Here is a 16714-nt window from a genome sequence, read left to right on the forward strand (position 1 = left end):
GGCGTGAGGTGCGGTGTTGTGCGGTGCGGGGTGGGACTCAAAGGGGCAGTCACGAGGGCGAAGCACGCTGCAGCAAGCACCGCAGCGAGCGCCAGCGAGCGAGGAGCGCAGCAAAGCGCGCGAGTCCTCGCGACTGGGGCTTTGGAGGCGTTCACCGACGAACCGGAGCTACTTGTTTATAAGCGAGCGACTGGGGCTTTGGAGGCGTTCACCGACGAACCGCACGTGTCCATTTATAAATGGCCTACCGGAACTGGTAAGAACCTCACAGCCTCGGAGATTCCCCGGCCGCCGCCCCAATCCGTGAATCCGAATCGACCTGCTGACGTTCCCTAAATAGCGCAGCCGACCTCGCGGTACATGTAGTGGGTCATCACGTAGACGCCGACGATGATCCCCGCGCCGGCTAAAAAGGAGTGTACGGAGAGCAGCGCGATCCCCGAAAAGAGGTTTGCGATGTTGCAGCCGGCCGCGAGCCGCGAGCCGACGCCCATCAGGAGGCCGCCGACCGCGTAGTTCGGAACCCGGTTCAGCTTCGGCTTCCGGATCCGGAAGTCGCCGGAGGCGTACGCGGCGATGAAGGAGCCGACGATCAGCGACGCGATCATCACCATGTCGATGGTCAGCGAGATGTTGCCGTCGCGGAAAAGGATCGAGCCCCAGTAGTCGACGCTCGCGACGTCGAACCCGGCCCCCGCGAGCAGGTAGCCGGCCCAGCGCGCCTCGCTGCCGGTGATTGCCCAGTGGCCGTGCACGTAGAACCAGACGCTCGCGACGAGCGCCATCGCGACGCCCGCGGTCCGCGCGTCCCACGAGTCACGGAGCCGGATCTTCAGGGGACGGTCGTCATCGAGCAGCCCGCGGGCGTACTCGACGGTCCCGTCGGCGATACCGCGCAGCCCGGTCGAGACGGCCGAGAGCGTCCGGGAGGCGCCGAGCGCGGCCTGTGCCCGGGTGTCGGTCCCCACGCCGGTCCCGTCGTCGGGGAGCCGGCTCCGCCCCTTCACGAACGCGTACGCGAGGGTGCCCAACCCGACCGCCAGCACTCCCGTCACGGCCGGCGAAAACGGCAGGGAGAGGTACAGCGTCCGCCCCTCGAACGGGTTCAGCGTCGCGAAGTAGTACGTCTCGGCGACGGGGAACGCGAACGCGAAGAGGACGTACCCGACGAACATGAAGAGGAGGACGAGCCAGAACTGGAGGTACCCCTGCCCGGCGCGGTACAGCGTCCCGGACGCGCAGCCGCCGGCGAGGGTCATGCCGAGCCCGAAGACGAAGCCGCCGAACAGCGAGCCGAGCCCCCACGCGGGCGTCCAGAAGCCGCGGAAGTAACCGAACGTGGCCTGCACGCTCCAGAACACGGTCATCACCGCGATCCCGGCGAGCAGCCCCGTCAGCACGCGGGTGTCTTTGAACGCGACGAAGTCCCGGAACGCGCTGACGAAGCAGAACCGCGCCTTCTGCAGTAACACCCCGAACGACAGCCCGACCGCGATCGAGATCCCGACGTAAGCGACGGGCGAAAGCATCATTGCCGGAGCGGAGTGTCCCCGTACCTAAAACGTCGCTGAAGACGGTAACGGTGCGCGTCGGTCAGCGGAGTACGCAACTTTTGCTCTTATATCACACACGGGGCAACGAAGCGCGACTCCGGGAGCCCTTTACGGGCGAGCCGCGTCGTTGTTGTATGACCGACGACTGCGGATGCGGGACGAACGGCGCGGCGTCGAGCGCCTCGGACGACGCGGCGCCGCGCCCCGCGAAGGGGAGCGAGCTCGCGAACGACGACCGCCGCAACCCGTTCGCGGACGGAATCGACCGACGCCGCCTCCTGCAGGCTTCGGGGACTGTCGGCGCGGCGACGGCGCTGGCCGGGTGTTCGGGCGGCGGCGGCGACGGCGGCGACGAGCCCGCGCCGACGATGTTCGTCTTCAACAACGGCGACCGGACGCTGAGCGTCATCGACACGGAAACCGACGAGCTGCTCACAAGCACTTTCCTCGGAACGACCGCTTCCTTCCCGGCCAACCAGTACGGGACGGGTCTCGACGACACGCACGGCGTGTTCTGGCTGAACGTCCCCGGCGGCGTCCGCGCCTTCGACCAGCGCACGCTCGAGGAGCTCGCCTTCGTCGAAACAGGGTACGGCCCGAACTACCCGAACGTGACGCCCGACGGCGAGCACCTCCTTATCGCCTCGGGCGGGACGACCGGCATGGAACCCGAAGGCGACGAGGAACACGCGATCTTCCGCGTCGACGCGGACCGCGAGAGCGACACCTTCGGCGAGGTGACCGCCGAGATCGAGACCGGCTACGTCGGCCCCTGCGACATGACCCTCGGCCCGAACGGCGACTACGCGTTCGTCGTCGACGTCGCCGACGAGGCGGTCCGCGTGCTGAGCGTCGACCCGTTCGAGACGGTGAACCGAGTCGACGCCGGCGAGCCGGTCACTGAGGGGAACGTCCTCCCGTTCATGTGTACCGCCTCCTTCGACGGGGAGCTCCTCCTCGTCGAGAACGGCGAGGGGACGCTCGGCGGCGAGCCCGAGGTGGCACGCGAGGGCTCCGAGAGCGTCTGGGACATCTCCGACCCGGAGAACCCCGAGGAGATCGCGAAGATCACCCGCGACGACGGGCTCCCCGGCATGCCGATCACGAGCGAGGTCGCCCCCGACAACACCGCGGCGTACCTCTTCATCCCCGGCGAGGGCGTCGGCGTGATCGACCTGGAGGCGAACGAGTACGAGACGACCCTCGACGTCGGCGGCAGCAGCATCGCCGGCGCGTGGGGGCCGGACCGCGAGAAGCTGTACGTCCCCGTGCAGGACGCGAACCAGGTCGCCGTGATCGACCACGAGAGCCGCGAGGTCGCCGACACCGTTGAGGTGGGCGAGGCGCCCACCGGCGCGGTCGCCGGCACGGTCCGCCCGGAAGAGGACGCGGTGTCGAGCATCCAGGCGTCGCTCGCCTCGCTCGGCATCACGTTCGGCGAGATGGAGGCGTCCTGGTGTATGGACGACCACTGCTACTGCGGGTAGATGGCTCCCGACAGCACGCCGGGCGACGGGACAGTCGGCGACGCCGGGAGTGACGGTACCGAGAGCGATCCGGCCCCGGCGTCCACCCGCCGCGGGCTTCTCCGGGCCGCGGCCGGCGCGACCGTCGCCGGCGCGGCGAGTGCGGCTGGCTGTCTGGGGGTCACCACCCCGGCCGACGTCGCCGCGCAGAACGACGTCGGCGGGAACGTCGCTCACTTCGTCGGACCGAGCTGGCTCGCCGACAACCGCGACGACGTCGTCGTCCTCGACGCCCGGGACCCGGAGCGCTTCCGCGAGGAGCGGATCTACGGCGCCCGGCGCGTCCCGTTCGACGCGATCACGAGCCGGGAGTCGACGGATTCCGGCCTGGTCCCGGACGCCGAGGCGATCGCCGACGCGTTCGGCGAGGTCGGCGTGTTGCCCGACGACGACGTCCTCGTCTACGGCGCGAGCGTCGGGTCGCGCGTGACCCGGACCGCGTTCGCGCTCGGAGCGCTGGGCCACGCCGGCTCGATCCGGGCGCTCAACGGCGGCCTCTCCGGCTGGAACGGCCGGCTCGGGACGGGTGACCGAGACCGGATCACGCCGGTCGAGTACGAACCCGACCCCGCCGAGTCGGCGTGGGTCACCCGGGACTGGCTCGCCGAGCGCCTCGGGACGTTCAACGGGGACGGTCCCGGTCTCGTCGACGTCCGGATCCCGGAGGCGTACCTCGGCGCGCCCGGCTCCGATGCCCTGGATCCGGACAACGACCGCCACGGGCACCTCCCCGGCGCTGTCGGCGTCCACTGGGTCGGCAACGTCGCCGGCCGGCGGATGACCGAGCCGGGCCGCCTCGTGGGGCTGTACGAGAACCGGGCGGAGCTGGACCGCGCGGGCACCGTGGTCGTCTACGGCGACGACAACGTCGACCCAACGTCGACGTGGCTGACGCTCCGGGCGATCGGGTTCGAGGACGTGCGGGTGTACGACGGCGGGTTCGGCGAGTGGGCCAACGTCGAGGGCGACCGCGGGCGCTACCCCGTCGAGACGAAGACGAGCGTCGTGGTCGAGACCGAGGGGAGCGTCGGCGGCGACGACGGCAGCGGCGACTTCTCCTGTACGGGATGACCGGGAGCGACCCCCCGTCCGACCGCATCGTCGCGGTCCCCTGCGAGGGCGACGACGTCCTCGCGCTGTTCGCGCTCGCCGACGGCGAGCCGCTCGGCGAGGTCCCGGTCGGGAGCCACCCGGTCCACGCGGCGACCGCCGGGGGACAGACGTTCGTCGCGACGATGGGCGAGCGAGCGGTCACCGCGGTCGGCGCGGACGGCGCCGTCTCGCGGGTCGAGACGGGCGTACTCGGTCCCTCGCACTTCGCGACCGCGAACGGCGAGCTGTTCGTCTCCTGTACCGCCGGCGACGCGCTCGCCGTAGTCAACCCGGAGACGCTGACGCTCGTCACCCGGATCGGGGTCGGCGCGGAGCCCCACGAGGTCGCCGTCGCTCCGGACGAAGGGCGACTCTACTCCGGGAGCCGACGCGAGGGCGCCGTCGACGTCGTGGACCCGGCGGCTCACGAGCGCCTCGGCGCCGTGGACGTCGGGGGCGACGCGTGCGTGCAAGGCGTCGCGATCGGCCCCGATGGGAAACGGGGATACGCCATCGATCAGGCGGGTGCCCGCGTCGTCGCCTTCGACCCGGACGGGGTCGACGAGACGGACGGGGAGAGCGCCCCGAGCGACGACCCGATTATAAATGCGGCCGCGGTCGGCGCGGACCCGTACGACCTCGTCGTTGCCGAGGACCGGGTCTTCGTCCCCGGCCGCCGCGACGGCGTGGTCCACGAGTTCGACCGCGACCTCGGGCTCGCGGCGGTCCACGAGGGGTTCGCCCGACCCGTCGACCTGTTCCGAATCGACGGCGAGTGGTGGGTGCTCGACGCCGACGCCGACCGCCTCCGGTCGCTCTCTGGGGCGATCGTCGAGACGCCGGCGCCGGGGCTCGTCGCGACCCGCGTCGGCGACCGGCTGGTAGTCTCGCACTACGACGACGACCGGATCTCGCTGGTCGACGTCGCCGACGGGACGGTCTGGACGGCGGAGACGCCGGCGTACCCCTTCGGCTCCGTCGTGATCTGAGTCCGAACCCGCCGGTAGGCCCGTTGGGCGACCCGCCGCAGGCCCCCCGAGTTCGACCGCACCGACGAACGCGACCGCGACCGCTACGAGCCGACGAGAGCCGTCGAGGGCGCGACCGCCGGCTGCTTCCCCGACCGCCACGCCGCGCCCGGCGATATCGGCGTCGATCACGTGATCACGATGTGACTGATACATGGCAGGGCGGCGCAGAATAAAAAGAAGTCATCTCACTTATCAATGCGTCGTTATTGTTCGTTATGAATACATGACCGAGACAGAGCTAATACGGCTCCGTCCCGGTTACTGCGTGCGGAATCCAGTGATTCAACATGGACGGTGAGAAGCGACCACGAGACGGTAACGAAGACGCGTTCGGACGGACGTCGCGGCGGGCCGCCCTCGGCTTCATCGGGGCGGCGGGGTTCGCCGGACTGGCGAGCACGACCGCGAGCGCGAACAACGGGAACGGACAGAGCGGTGGCAACGGCGGCGAGAACGGAACGCAGGCCACCGCGGACATCAACGTGCTGGAGAACCCGAACTTCATCACGAACGCCGCGGACGAAGTGCCGCCGTTCAATGACGGCACCGAAATTTACGACCCGGGACCGGTGTCCATCCCGCTCAACGAGATCATCGAGGAGAACGAGGAGTACGACTCCGCGCTCGGCCGTCCGTTGAACGACGGGAAACACCAAGTCGTTCGGCCGCCTGAGGATTACGACCGTGATGACGGCTACGTCGATTCGTGGGAGGCGGTGACGTGGGGCGAGTACAGCGAGGTCGGCGGTCACGCCATCGTCGGCGGAACCAACCCGAACAAGGGAACGCGGGTCAACATCAAGGTCGAAGACGGCATCCCAAACGGGCAGTACACCATCTGGGTCGTCAAGTTCGCGGCGCTCGCCGAGGACAGTGACCTCGGTCCGGACGATCCGTTCGTCACGCCCAGAGGCAACGCCCTCGTCGGCTTCCATAACCTCGGGCAGAAGTTCGGCAACGACGGTGAGTCCGAGAACGACTTCACCGTCGACGAGAACGGGAACGGCGAGATCCACGTGTTCACCGAGGGCGGAGAGCTCACCGGTATCCCCGGCTTCAACGAGCCCGGGTATCCCTTTATCGGCGACGCTGACGACTACGAGCAGGACGCGGACCGGCTGAGCCGGATCGCGAACGACCTCCGCGAGGAGGACGAGATCCACTTCGTCGGCGCTTACCACTACGACGACCAGACCTGGGGCGTCTACCCCGGCCCCTGGCACGTCAACCACTTCAGCGCCGTCTTCGCGTTCGACGAGTAGGGCGTCTCAGATCTCGAAGTCGGGTGTCTCGAACGCCCCCTCGTCGGCTTCGACGTCGTACCCCTCGATCGCGGTGAGCGCGACGTCGAGGGTCGTCTCGACGTCCCACCGGCCCGTGTTGATCGCGAGGTCGTAGATCGAGCGGTCCGAGAGGTCGATCCCGTAGTACGACTGGTAGCGCTTCTCCTCGATCACTTCTCGGACCTGCATCTCGGAGGTCATCTCCTCGCGGTCCAGCGTCCGGTCGGCGCGCACCTCGTCGGGGGCGTCGAGCCAGATCCGGACGTCGGCGCGGTTCCCCGCGATCCACCCGGCGAGGCGCGACTCCAGAATGAACGCCTTGTTGGCGGCGCCCCACTTCTCCGCGATCCGGCGGAGCCGGCGGTCGAGGGCGCGGTCGATCTCCTCGGACTCGCCGGTCTTCGCGATCAGCTGCGAGAGGCTCATGTCGCGCTCGGCGGCGATCTCGCGGAACAGCTCGCCCCCGGAGACGTAGCCGCAGTCGAGCGCCTCCGCCAGCCCCTCGACCAGCGTCGTCGCCCCGCAGCCCGGCGGCCCGGAGACGGTGACGAACAGGTTGCGGTCGATCTCCCGCTCCGTCGCCGGCGAGGTTTCGCTCATACATGCGCCGTCACGGACGGATCGCGCATAAACGGGGCGGTTCGCACACCGCCACCGACACAACCGATATCCCTTCGCGCGCCCACAGACGCGACAGTGAGCGAACTCACCGAACGCGGGTCGGAGGGCCCCTCGGCGCGGGCGCTCCTCCGCGAGGCCCTCGCCGCCAACGACGCCCCGTCCGTCGAGTTCGACCCGGAGACGGTGCCGCTCCCGGACGCCGACGTGCTCGACCGGCTCTCCGAGCCGGTCCGCCGCTGGTGGGTGTCGGAGTTCGGCGCGTACGTCGGCGAGAACGGCGGCTTCTTCACGCCGCCGCAGCGCGAGGCGATCCCCCACGTCGACGGGGGCCGGAACTGCCTCGTGGCCGCGCCGACCGGCAGCGGGAAGACGCTCGCCTCCTTCACCGCGGTCCTCGACGACTTGTTCGCTCGAGAGCGGACGGGAGAGCTTGACAACTCGGTGTACTGCCTCTACATCTCGCCGCTGAAGTCGCTCGCGAACGACATCAAGCGGAATTTGGAAGTCCCGATCGAGGGGATCGCGGCGGAGCGGGACGCGGAGAGCGGCCGCGCGACCGAGGCGGGGGACGCACCCGATCCCGGCGTCCGTCAGGCGATCCGCCACGGGGACACGAGCAAGGCGGACCGGCAGGCAATGCTGGAGGAGACGCCGCACGTGCTCAACACCACGCCGGAGACGCTGGCGATCCTGCTCAACTCCCCGAAGTTCAAGGAGAAGCTCCGGACCGTCGAGTACGTCATCGTCGACGAGATCCACTCGCTGGCGGCCAACAAGCGCGGCACCCACCTCGCCGTCTCGCTGGAGCGGCTCACCGACCTGGCCGACGGCTCTCCGATCCGGATCGGCTGCTCGGCGACGGTCGAGCCGCTGGACGAGGTCGCCGAGTTCCTCGTCGGCCGCGAGCGCGTCGCCGACACCGTCGGCGACGAGTCGGGGCTCGAACCCCGCCCGTGCGAGCTGGTGGACGAGCGCTTCGTCCGCGAGTTCGACCTCGAGCTCCGGACCCCGGCGGCCGACCTGATCCACACGCCGCGCTCCGTCGTCACCGACCGCTTTTACGAGTCCCTCCGCGAGCTGATCGAGTCCCACGAGAACACGCTGGTGTTCACGAACTCCCGGTCGGGCGCGGAGCGCACCCTCCAGGAGCTCAGGGAGCGGTTCGGCTACGACGAGTCGGACTCGGGGTGTCACCACGGGAGCCTCGGCGAGGGGCAGCGCACCCGGATCGAGGAGGGGTTAAAAGCGGGCGACCTCGACGTCGTCACGACGTCGACGAGCCTAGAACTCGGCATCGACATGCCCCACCTCGACCTGGTGGTGCAGGTCGGCTCGCCGAAGTCGGTCGCGGCGCTGCTCCAACGCGTCGGCCGCGCGGGCCACAGCCCCGGCGAGACGGTCGAGGGGCGGGTGTTCGCGCTGGACCGCGACGAGTTGGTCGAGTGCGCGGCGATGCTCGCCCGCGCCGAGGACGGCTTCGTCGACCGCGTCTTCCTCCCGGAGGGCGCCTACGACGTGGCCGCCCAACACGTCTACGGGATGGCGATAAACCGGATCCGACCGGACCGCGAGGTCCGCGAGACGCTCCGCCGGGCGCACCCGTACCGCGACTTCGACGACGCCGACTACGAGCGCCTCATGCGCTACCTCACGGCGGACTACGAGGGGCTCGCCGATAAGAACGTCTACCCGAAGGTGTGGCGCGACGAGAACGACCCGCCGGACGGGGAACACCACCACGAGGAGCACCCCGTCGGCGAGCTGCTCGTCGGGAAGCGCGGCCGACTCGCGCGGGTCATTTATATGACGAACATCGGCACCATCCCGGACTCGTTCAGCTGCCAGGTGCTCACGCGCGACGGCGAGCCGGTCGGGACGCTCGACGAGAGCTACCTCGACACGCTCGAGGCGGGCGACGTGTTCTCGCTCGGCGGCGAGCGGTTCTCCTTCGGGTACCGCCGCGGCTCGAAGGTGTACGTCGACCGCACGAGCGAGCGCCCGACGGTCCCCTCGTGGTACTCCGAGCGGCTGCCCCTCTCGTACGACCTCGCCCGCGAGGTCCTGGCGTTCCAGGGCGAGCTGCTCGACCGGCTCGGAGACAGCGGGCCGCCCGCGGTCCGCGCGTGGCTCCGCGAGTTCCCCCTCGACGGCAACGCGGTCCGGGCGATCGCGCGGACCTACGACGAGCAGGTCGCGTACGCGGGCGCCGAGAGCGTCCCCACGCCCTCGCGGCTCGTCGTGGAGGAGGAGCTCGACCGCGCCGAGTACAAGCGCCGGTTCTACGTCCACTCGAACTACGGTCGCCGATTCAACGACGGGCTCTCCCGGCTCGTCGCCGCCGGAGTCGCGAACCGCACGGACGCGAACGTCGCGGTCGCTGTCGCCGACCGGGGCTTCTCGCTCGCGCTCCCGCTGAACCGCAAGGTCGATATCGCCGCGATCCTCCGCGAGTTGGACCCCGGGACGGTCCGCGAGGACCTCCGCGAGGCGGTGCAGGGGACCGACCTCCACCAGCGCTACTTCCGGATCGACGCGGCGCGCTCGCTGCTCATCATAAAACGGTACAAGGGGTACGAGAAGACGGCGGCCGAACAGCAGGTGTCGGCCGAGATGCTGCTCTCGTTCGCGGACGAGCTCGACGAGTTCGCCGTCACCGAGGAGACGTACCGGGAACTGCTAGAAGACCGGCTCGATCTCGCCGGGCTCCGCGAGGTGCTCGGAGGCGTGGCCGACGGCGACGTCGACGTCGTCCACCACACGGTCGACTCTCCGACCCCGATCTCATTCGGGCTCGCGACGCTCGTCGACTCGGACACGGTGCTCGCCGACGACGAGTCGGCGGTCCTTCAGGAGTTCCACGCCCGCGTCATGGAGTCGATCGAGGGGGGCGACGACAGGTCGTGACCGGGCGACGGCGACGCCGACGCCCTCACGGCCGCGGCGGCTCCGAGGGGATCACGTCCGGGAGACCCTCGAGGATCAGCGTCGTGTAGTGAAGGAAAACCGCGAGCCCCGCCACCGAGAGCAGCAGGAGGAAGAGGAGAATCAGGCGCTCGTCGCTGCGGACGACGGCGCGGGCGTTGACGACGAACCGCGCGGGGCACCGGTCCGTTCGCATCGACAGCTCCTACGCGTCCGGTATTTAAAAAGGTCGGCGGGGGAAAGGTTCAGTCGCTCCCGGCCGTCGGCGTCTCCGAGCGCGAGAGCGGCTCGCCGTCGACCGGCTCGTCGGGGTTGGCGTCGATCGCCGCCTCGCTCAGCCCGAGCTGGGCCTCGACGTCGGCGTCCTCGCGCACGTGGACCGTCCCGCGGTGGATCGCGATCGCGTCGGCGAGGTGGAGCCGGACGGCGTCGAGCAACACGTCGGCCTCGAGGGGCTGCCCGCGGCGCTTGATGTCGCCGACGTCGGCGCCCGCCGGCACGTCGAAGGCGCGCTGGGCGATGACGGGCCCCTGATCGAGGTCGGTCGTGACGTAGTGAGCGGTGACGCCGGCGATCCGGACCCCGGCGTCCTTCGCCTGCCGGTACGCCTCCGCGCCAGGAAACGCCGGCAGCAGGGAGGGGTGGACGTTGATGATCCGGCCCTCGTAGCGGAAGACCACTTCGGGCGAGAGGATGCGCATGTAACGGGCCAAGACGATCAGGTCCACGTCATACTCGGCCAGCAGGTCGAGAAGCCGCCCCTCGTCGGTGTTTCCGTTCCCGTCGCCGACGTCGTAGAAGGGCTTATCGTAGCGCTCCGCGAGCGACCGGAGGTCGCCGCGGTTCCCGACGACGACCGGGATCTCGGCCTCCTCGCCGTCGTCGGCGAGGTCGCCGTTGGCCTCGGCCTCCAACAGCGCCTCGGGCGCGTGGGTCTCCTTCGTGACCAGGAGCGCGATCCGGCGGGCGTCGCGGTCGCTCGGGAACCGGACCTGGATGTCGACGTCGAGCTCGCGGCCGAGCTCGGCGAGCGCGCGGCGAAGCTCGCCGCGCGAGGTCTCCATCTCCGAGGCGTCCACGCGGGTCGTCATCCGGAAGACGCCCTCGCGGACCGCCTGGTCGAGGTCCTCGATGTTGATCCCTCGCTCGAACAGCAGGGAGGTGACCCGCGCGATGAGTCCGGTCTTGTCTCCTCCGACGACCGTGATCTCGGTCAGTTCGCGGGTCATGCGACGATCACCTCCGAGGGTTCAAGCGGCTGCATACAGTCGACAGAGAACGCGGAGGGGTTTGCCCCTTTCGTTCCGTGTCGCCCCGCGACACACACGATCGACCGATATGTATCCACGAATGTGGATATAAAAGGCGTTCCAAAACGGTTTTTACACACGACTCCGCAGTACCGCCCATGACGGCATACACCGCGACGGTGACGGTCCGGCTGAAGCGGGGCGTCCTCGACCCGGAGGCCGAGACGACCCAGCAGGCCCTCGAACGCCTCGGGTTCGAGCTCTCGGACCTCCGGTCGGCCGACCGCTTCGAGGTTGACCTCGAGGCCGGCGACGCCGACGAGGCGGCCGATCGCGCCGACGAGATGGCCGAGCGGCTCCTCGCGAACCCGACCATCCACGACTACGACGTCGCGGTCGCCGAGCGATGACGGTCGCCGTCGTCGAGACGACGCCGATCGTCACCGACGCGGCGCTCGCGGCCGCCCACGCGGGGTGGTCGGCGTGACGGTCGCCGTCGTCCAGTTCGGGGGCTCGAACTGCGACCGCGACGCGGTCCGCGCGCTCGAACACGTCGGCGTCGACGCCGAGCGCGTCTGGCACGAGGACGGCCTCCCGGCCGACGCCGAGGGGGTCGTCCTCCCCGGCGGCTTCTCGTACGGCGACTACCTCCGCGCCGGTGCGATGGCCGCCCGCGCCCCGATCCTGGCCGAGGTCCGCGAGGCCGCTGCCGACGGCGTCCCCGTGATCGGCGTCTGTAACGGCGCTCAGGTCGGCTCGGAGTCCGGGCTCACCCCCGGCGCGTTCACCACCAACGCCTCCGCGCGCTTCCAATGTGAACCGGTTCACCTCCGCGTCGAGCGCGCGGACACGCCGTGGACCGCCGCCTACGACGAGGGCGACGTCGTCGAGGTCCCCATCGCGCACGGCGAGGGGCGCTTCGAGATCGGCGAGGCGGCCCACGCCGACCTCGTCGCCGACGACCGCGTCCTCTTCCGCTACTGCGACGCCGACGGGAACGTCACCGACGCGGCCAACCCGAACGGCTCCACCGACAACGTCGCCGGGGTCCTCGGCGAGCGCGAGACCGTCGCCGTGCTGATGCCCCATCCAGAGCGCGCCACGCTCCCGGACCTCGGTCGGAGCACGGACGGTGCGGGGATCCTCCGGGCGTTCACCTGACCCACCCACCGATCCGACCCGTTTTCTACCCGTTGCGCGCCGAGGGTTCGGGGTCGGCGCTCGCCGCGTCGACCCCGACGTCGTCGTCGGGCGGTTCGTCCGCGAGCTCGCGCTCCAGCGCCCGCTCGAACTCCGCCTCGGTGAGTTCTCCCTCGGTGTACCGCCGCTGGAGCCGAGCGATCGGGTCCGCCTCCTCGTCGTCGTCGACCTCCCCGTCGGCCGAGGCGTCCTCGGTCGCCGTCGCGATCGCGCGGATCCCGACGTAGCCGAGCGCGAGGAGGCCGACGAGCGCGAGGAGCGCGAGCGGGGCGAAGGCCCCCATTCCGCCCATTCCGGCGCCGCCCATCATCCCGACGCCGCCGATTCCGCCGCCGCCCGTCATCCCGGTACCTGCGGTCGTCCCGGCGGTATCGGTCCCGCTGGCGGCCACCGATCCGGCGACGAGCGAGAGGGGGGCGATACCCGCGAAGCCGGCGACGGTGACTCCCGTAACGGTGCGTTCGGCGCAGTTGCGAACAATCATGTATAATAAATACATTTCTACACATATATTCGGTGCGCTCCGTCTCGCGGCCTCGGAATCCGCTCCGCGTCACTCCGTGACCGCCGGCTCGTCTTCGGCTCGCACCTGTCGTTCGGCGCGGTCGCGGACGGACCGCCGAGTCGGGGCGGGGAAGGCGCGCGGGTGCCCCGAATGAGTTACTCGCGTAATCAAAAGGAATCTCAGCGTGGAAATCTCTCCCTTTGATGCCGCTCGCGACCGATCTCCGTAGTATGAGCGACTCCCGTCTCGACGCTTCTCTTCGGCTGGTCTCGGACAGGCAGCGGCGACGGATCCTTCGACGGCTGCGGGACGACCCGACCGGAACGACGACGCTCGAGGACCTCCTCGACGACCTGAGCGACGGCGGCGTCGCGCCGACCGCGGACCCCCCGGACCGAGACCGGCTCTCGATCCAGCTGATCCACAGCCATCTGCCCAAGTTAAACGATCACGGCGTCATCGACTACGGCCGCGACGACGAGGTGATCCGGTACCGGCCGGACGAGGGCGTCGAAACGGTACTTGACGCCCTTCCCGCCGACGAAGCGCAGCCGCTCCGCGATCCGTGACCAATCCAGACTCCTGATTCGCCGGCGACCGGTCAGTCCGTGTTCTCCGTCTCGAGGCGCCAGGCGAATATCGCCTTCAGCACGATGACCAAGCTGTTCGCGTCGCCCTCGCCCCAGATGGCGGTCTCCGTCCGCGCCTCGGACGGGGACGCGTCCGCGCCGTTGACGAGCGCGCTGACGAGCGTCTTCCGGCCGTCGACCATCATGAGTCGCCCCGCCGACGTGTCCGACCAGACCCACAGCGACTCGTACATCGTCACCCCGGGGATGTCGTCTTGAATGCACGCTTGCACCTCCGGCGAGACGCCGCCCATCTTGATCGAGACGCCGCGCTCCGCGGCCTCGCTCAGGCCGTCGATCACGTCGTCGGTGAGGAGGTCCTCGACGGTCATGTAGACGATCTCCTCTTCCGCGGTCTCGAAGAACTCGAGGACGCGGTCCGTGACCGCCCGCTGTCCGTTGACCGTCCAGACGCCTTGCTGTTCGGTCTGGTGGTCGGCGGGTTCGAGTTCGCTCAGCGCCGTCCGAAGGACCTCGGTGCGGTACCGGAGGTCGTGTTCGAACGTCCGACTCGCGGTCTCGGCGGAGATGGCCCGGAACTGTTTGGGCGACGACTGGAGGACGTCGACGAGGCCCTGCTCGTGTAGCTCGTCGACCGCGTCGTAGACCCGGGTCCGTGGTACCTCTGACACTTGGCTCACGTCTCTGGCCGTCCCCGACTTCAGCGTCGACAGCGCGACGAACGTCCGCGCGGCGTACGCGCTCAGCCCGAACCGCTCGAGCTGCTCGACGGCCGCGGACCGCGGGTCGTCAGTTGGGTCGTCGTTCATCGGTGTGTCTGAGTTCCGGGAGTATGGCCCGGCCACCCAGTAACGGTGTGACCGGACTGGCACGCAGCAGTGCGGTGGTTGGGACACAGAACTGACCTGCGTGCGTCTCACTCGTGGTGCCCACACCGTATTATTTCTTTTGTGATTAACTGAGTGATAGTAGCGGTATATATATTACACTCTTATAAGGTCTAGTAGACGACGGTGTCGCCTGCGTCACTATGAATATCACAAACGGGAAAAGCCGACACCGCCCAGGAACCGACGACGTCGCTGAAATCGCGAGGCGGCATCTGAGTGTGGTATCGGCGGTCATGTCGAGAGTGACAATACATATCCGTTCCGGGGGGTAATCGTCGGTCGAACCCCGGTCATCTCCGGGAGGTTGGGACACACATGGACACACCAGAAAACGTGGAGGACGCAATCGAGATCCTCCAGCAACTCGGCTTGAAGGAGTACGAAGCCCGATGCTTCGTCGGATTAGCTCGGGTCAACACGGGGACCGCAAAGAAGCTCAGCGAGATAACGGAGGTTCCCCGCACGCGGGTGTACGACGCGATACGGGTCCTCGAGGCGCAGGGGCTGGTCGAGATCCAGCACTCGAGCCCGCAGCAGTTCCGCGCGGTTCCGCTGGACGAGGCGGCGGAAACCCTCCGCGATCAGTACGAGGAGCGCGTCGAACGGCTGCACAACGCCCTCGACACGGTCGAGATCGTGGACGAGGAAGAGGAGTCCCCCGTCCAGCAGATCTGGGCGATATCCGGGCGGGACGCGATCGAGAACAGGACGGGGGAGCTCATCGACAAGGCCACGGACGAGATCGTGCTCGTCGTCGGCGACGAGTCGCTCCTGACCGAGGGGCTCGTCGACACGCTCAACGCGGTCGACGACGACATCGATCTGATCGTCGGAGCGCTGTCCGAGTCCCTTCAAGACCAGGTCGAGGCGGCCGTGCCGGGGGCCACGACGTTCGTCTCCGGGCTGGAGTGGTTACGCGGCGAGGAGCTGGTCGACGACGAGACGGCGATCGGGCGGCTCCTCTTGGTCAACCGCTCGACGATCCTCGTCAGTTCGATCCTCTCCGATAGCAAGGAGGAACAGGCGATCTTCGGGGAGGGGTTCGGGAACGGCCTCGTCGTGATCTCCCGGCGGCTGATGGCGCAGGGGCTGGTCCCCGCCCGCGACCCGCAGTAGCGGTCGGACGCCTCGCCGCGGATCGGTGCCCTCCTCACCGGTGTTCCGCGCGGTCCGGGTCGCGGTCGGCTGAGGCCCGCGGATCGTCGTCGAGCGGCCGGATCGTGAGGAACTCGCCGTTGTCGAGGGTGACGCGGCAGCGGCTGTACACGAACGAGAGCCGGCCGCCGGTCCGCGCCTCGCCGTCGGCGCGCGGGTCGAAGAGCAGGTCCAACGCGTCCGGGTCGAGAACCCGAGTCAGCGGCGGAAGGGCTCCCGGATTCCGACCCTCGACGGCGCTCACCGCCCGAACGACGGCCGCGCTCACCGATTCGTCGCTCCCGATCTCGGAGTCCATACGCCCAGGTGGGGCGCGCGGATAAAACCCGTGACGATTTTCACCCGAATAGTTAACACAGATATTCGTCGGGGAGCGCTCCGACACGCCCGTTCCTATATCCCGAGCCACCCGTCGCTGCGGACCTGATACCCGTTCGCCCGGCAGAGCTTCATCGCTCGCCGACGGACGTCTCGGGAGCTCGGGAGCCCCTTCTTTTCGCGGACGTGCTCGACGATCCAGTCGGCGATGACCGTCACTCCTTCGTCGTCGGCGTCGATCGCTTTGAGCTCCTGGAGCGTCAGTTCGTAGGCCTTCCGCTGTGACCAGGGGAGGTCGGTGTTCGGCAGCGTGTCGCTGGCTTCGAGCACCCGCTTCATGGCCGCGGCGACGGTCGGTCTGGGCAGTTGCGCGGTGACGGCGGCGGGCGAGTCGAACACCTCCTCGTCGGTCTCCGGGACGAGCTCCTCGAGCGCGTAGCTCCCCGTGACCGAATCGACGTCGTGATCGCCGATGGCGTCGACGACCGCCGCCCCCGTGACCGGGAACTCGAGGGACGTGAGCGCCGATTCCAGGTCGACGAGCCCGTCGACGTCGACCGGCGGCTCCGGCTCGTCGCCCCGCTCCAGCTCCGCGGCGACGTCGCGCTCTCGCTGGCGCCGATCCTCGTTCGCCGCCTGCTTCTCGCGTCCGTCTTTATAGGGAATCAAGGAGAATACCTGCGCCTTTAGGCGCAGGATGAATCCGACGGCGGTGTTCAGATAAGGATTGAAAGGTGAGGCGGTGCGTTTTCAAAGTGTCTATGCCCGAAAACGACCG

The 16714-nt window shown here is 69.0% G+C and carries 17 protein-coding genes; 9 read left to right on the top strand and 8 right to left on the bottom strand.

Annotated elements, in window-relative coordinates; all coding sequences use genetic code 11:
- Nucleotides 1–332 precede the first annotated feature (332 nt).
- Nucleotides 333–1532, bottom strand: coding sequence for a YeeE/YedE family protein (locus N5096_RS09985; protein WP_267664387.1), 1200 nt, complete (start codon nucleotides 1530–1532; stop codon nucleotides 333–335).
- Nucleotides 1533–1687: 155 nt separating this feature from the next.
- Here N5096_RS09985 and N5096_RS09990 point away from each other — a divergent pair, with 155 nt between their 5' ends.
- The 4 genes from N5096_RS09990 to N5096_RS10005 all read left to right on the top strand — a co-directional run bounded on the left by N5096_RS09990 (nucleotide 1688) and on the right by N5096_RS10005 (nucleotide 6464).
- Complete coding sequence (locus N5096_RS09990) at nucleotides 1688–3040, top strand: twin-arginine translocation signal domain-containing protein (protein ID WP_267664389.1); 1353 nt, start codon at nucleotides 1688–1690, stop codon at nucleotides 3038–3040.
- On the top strand, nucleotides 3041–4150 hold the full coding sequence (locus N5096_RS09995; RefSeq protein ID WP_267664391.1) for a sulfurtransferase: 1110 nt from the start codon (nucleotides 3041–3043) through the stop codon (nucleotides 4148–4150).
- Nucleotides 4147–5160, top strand: a complete 1014-nt coding sequence (locus tag N5096_RS10000) for a YncE family protein (RefSeq protein WP_267664393.1) — start codon at nucleotides 4147–4149, stop codon at nucleotides 5158–5160. The genes N5096_RS09995 and N5096_RS10000 overlap by 4 nt, the downstream gene beginning before the upstream one ends.
- 329 nt (nucleotides 5161–5489) lie before the next feature.
- Nucleotides 5490–6464, top strand: coding sequence for a hypothetical protein (locus N5096_RS10005; protein ID WP_267664394.1), 975 nt, complete (start codon nucleotides 5490–5492; stop codon nucleotides 6462–6464).
- A gap of 6 nt (nucleotides 6465–6470) precedes the next feature.
- On the opposite strand, the gene cmk is transcribed toward N5096_RS10005, so the two are convergent.
- Nucleotides 6471–7085 carry a (d)CMP kinase gene (cmk, locus tag N5096_RS10010; protein ID WP_267664396.1) on the bottom strand — a complete coding sequence of 205 codons (615 nt, stop codon included), beginning with the start codon at nucleotides 7083–7085 and terminating at the stop codon, nucleotides 6471–6473.
- A gap of 96 nt (nucleotides 7086–7181) precedes the next feature.
- On the opposite strand from cmk, the gene N5096_RS10015 reads away from it, so the two are divergent.
- Complete coding sequence (locus N5096_RS10015) at nucleotides 7182–10010, top strand: ATP-dependent helicase (protein ID WP_267664398.1); 2829 nt, start codon at nucleotides 7182–7184, stop codon at nucleotides 10008–10010.
- A gap of 25 nt (nucleotides 10011–10035) precedes the next feature.
- Here N5096_RS10015 and N5096_RS10020 read toward each other — a convergent pair whose 3' ends face one another.
- Together N5096_RS10020 and N5096_RS10025 are read right to left on the bottom strand one after the other, a co-directional pair.
- On the bottom strand, nucleotides 10036–10224 hold the full coding sequence (locus N5096_RS10020; protein ID WP_267664399.1) for a hypothetical protein: 189 nt from the start codon (nucleotides 10222–10224) through the stop codon (nucleotides 10036–10038).
- Between the two features lie 49 nt (nucleotides 10225–10273).
- A complete protein-coding gene (locus N5096_RS10025) occupies nucleotides 10274–11257 on the bottom strand; it encodes a formyltetrahydrofolate deformylase (RefSeq protein WP_267664400.1) in 984 nt (327 codons plus the stop codon).
- Between the two features lie 179 nt (nucleotides 11258–11436).
- Here N5096_RS10025 and purS point away from each other — a divergent pair, with 179 nt between their 5' ends.
- Complete coding sequence (gene purS / locus N5096_RS10030; RefSeq protein WP_267664401.1) at nucleotides 11437–11688, top strand: phosphoribosylformylglycinamidine synthase subunit PurS; 252 nt, start codon at nucleotides 11437–11439, stop codon at nucleotides 11686–11688.
- 73 nt (nucleotides 11689–11761) lie between these two features.
- Nucleotides 11762–12439 carry a phosphoribosylformylglycinamidine synthase I gene (purQ, locus tag N5096_RS10035; RefSeq protein WP_267664402.1) on the top strand — a complete coding sequence of 226 codons (678 nt, stop codon included), beginning with the start codon at nucleotides 11762–11764 and terminating at the stop codon, nucleotides 12437–12439.
- A 25-nt stretch (nucleotides 12440–12464) separates the two neighbouring features.
- Here the strand turns inward: purQ and N5096_RS10040 are convergent, their stop codons facing one another.
- Nucleotides 12465–12962 (bottom strand): SHOCT domain-containing protein, encoded by a 498-nt coding sequence (locus N5096_RS10040; RefSeq protein WP_267664403.1) that lies wholly within the window; start codon nucleotides 12960–12962, stop codon nucleotides 12465–12467.
- Between the two features lie 251 nt (nucleotides 12963–13213).
- Between N5096_RS10040 and N5096_RS10045 the strand changes: the two genes are divergently transcribed.
- Nucleotides 13214–13552, top strand: coding sequence for a DUF7344 domain-containing protein (locus N5096_RS10045; RefSeq protein ID WP_267664404.1), 339 nt, complete (start codon nucleotides 13214–13216; stop codon nucleotides 13550–13552).
- 32 nt (nucleotides 13553–13584) lie between these two features.
- On the opposite strand, the gene N5096_RS10050 is transcribed toward N5096_RS10045, so the two are convergent.
- Nucleotides 13585–14382 carry a TrmB family transcriptional regulator gene (locus tag N5096_RS10050; RefSeq protein WP_267664405.1) on the bottom strand — a complete coding sequence of 266 codons (798 nt, stop codon included), beginning with the start codon at nucleotides 14380–14382 and terminating at the stop codon, nucleotides 13585–13587.
- A gap of 396 nt (nucleotides 14383–14778) precedes the next feature.
- Between N5096_RS10050 and N5096_RS10055 the strand changes: the two genes are divergently transcribed.
- On the top strand, nucleotides 14779–15579 hold the full coding sequence (locus N5096_RS10055) for a TrmB family transcriptional regulator (RefSeq protein ID WP_267664407.1): 801 nt from the start codon (nucleotides 14779–14781) through the stop codon (nucleotides 15577–15579).
- Between the two features lie 34 nt (nucleotides 15580–15613).
- On the opposite strand, the gene N5096_RS10060 is transcribed toward N5096_RS10055, so the two are convergent.
- Nucleotides 15614–15916 carry a HalOD1 output domain-containing protein gene (locus tag N5096_RS10060; protein WP_267664408.1) on the bottom strand — a complete coding sequence of 101 codons (303 nt, stop codon included), beginning with the start codon at nucleotides 15914–15916 and terminating at the stop codon, nucleotides 15614–15616.
- Between the two features lie 95 nt (nucleotides 15917–16011).
- Nucleotides 16012–16605, bottom strand: coding sequence for a DUF5789 family protein (locus tag N5096_RS10065; protein WP_267664409.1), 594 nt, complete (start codon nucleotides 16603–16605; stop codon nucleotides 16012–16014).
- Nucleotides 16606–16714 lie beyond the last annotated feature (109 nt).

The sequence above is a fragment of the Halorubrum yunnanense genome, from assembly GCF_026586675.1.
Classification (GTDB): Archaea; Halobacteriota; Halobacteria; order Halobacteriales; family Haloferacaceae; genus Halorubrum; species Halorubrum yunnanense.